Genomic DNA, 1285 nt, shown 5'->3' on the forward strand with positions numbered 1-1285 from the left:
CCCGCGCGCCCCCCGCGCCGGGCGGGCGGGACGCCCCCCTCAGTCAGGCGACCTCCGGACGGACGGGCGGGGTTCCGCGGGCGCCGATGCCCCCGCCGCGGTCAGCGGGCGGGTTCGTCCTCGTCGGTGTAGGCCAGGGTGAGGACGGCGCGGGCGGCGTCCGTCCAGCGGGCGATCGCGGTGGACGACATCCTCCCGCCCGGGCCGGGCAGCCGCGCGATCAGCCCGGCGATCGCCGGGTCGAGGTCGCCGCGGTCCAGGTCGCGTCCGGAGTGCTCGAGGTCGCGTCCCGCGTGGGCCAGGCCCGCGTGGAGCAGCTCGCGACCGGCGTGCGCCAGGTCCCGCGCCGCGTGGTCGAGGTCCCGCGCCGTGTGGTCCCGGTCCCGGCCGGGCGGGTCCAGGTCGCGGCCCCCGTGGTGCGGGTGGGCGTGCGGGTCGTGGGCGTCCGGCGCGGCGTGCGCGCCGGGCTGCTGTCCGCCGGCGCCGGGCTCCGGCAGACCGGTGAACCGGCCGGCCAACCGGGCCTGCGCCTGCGCCATCTCGTGAGCGCCACTGTTCGACATGCACGGCAACCTAGCCACGCCCGCCGCGTCCCGGAGGCGCGATCTCCGGCCACTTTGCCGACGCCGAACCCAACCATGTCCGGCTAGGACCACGTCCCGCGGTGCAGGACGGTGTCCAGGTCAGGGGTGTTCCAGGCGTCCACGACGACGGTCCGCGCGGACGGCACGTACCAGACGCGCTCGGTGTAGACCGAGCCCGTCGCGTCGCCCCCGCGTTCGAAACAGGGCACCCGCCACTGGCGGTACTCGGCCCCGCGACCGCCCAGCTCCACCCCGCTGGACGAGGTCTGGGACGCGCCCTTCCCGGCGGCTCCGGCGACGAGGTCGGGGTGGCGCGGGCAGCTCATCGCCACCGTGGACCCGAAGGTCTCCTTCGGGTTGAACGGGCCGCCGCCGTACGCCTTCGACGCGGACCCGTCGACGAAGCTCGGCCCCATGACCGCGAACCCGGGGCAGGCGCCGACGCTCGCGGCGGCGGGCTGCCACTTGCCGTCGGTCGCGCAGCCTCCGGCGAGCGTCACGTAGAAGCTGTCGGCCGCCTGGCTCGGCACGGCGATCGGGGACGCCTCCCAGGACGCCGGGACCCGCAGCTTGAGACGGCCGAGCGTCAGCGCCCGTCCCGCGGCGGCCTCCCGCTCGGCCGCCGCGGTCCGCGACGACGCCGGGTCGGTGACCGCGTAGATCCCGTAGCCGCCCGCCGCCAGGACGGCGGCGACCACGGC

The 1285-nt window shown here is 77.5% G+C and carries 2 protein-coding genes; both read right to left on the reverse strand.

Features of this window, described 5'->3' with window-relative positions; translation table 11 throughout:
- Positions 1-101: 101 nt before the first annotated feature.
- Positions 102-563: a hypothetical protein gene (locus DZF91_RS23645; RefSeq protein WP_147341322.1), complete on the reverse strand. Its 462-nt coding sequence runs from the start codon at positions 561-563 to the stop codon at positions 102-104.
- A gap of 83 nt (positions 564-646) precedes the next feature.
- Positions 647-1285: hypothetical protein (locus DZF91_RS40160; RefSeq protein WP_199486836.1), on the reverse strand; the 639-nt coding region annotated here is incomplete at its 5' end.

It is taken from the genome of Actinomadura logoneensis (assembly GCF_003428695.1).
In the GTDB taxonomy this organism is placed as follows: domain Bacteria; phylum Actinomycetota; class Actinomycetes; order Streptosporangiales; family Streptosporangiaceae; genus Spirillospora; species Spirillospora logoneensis.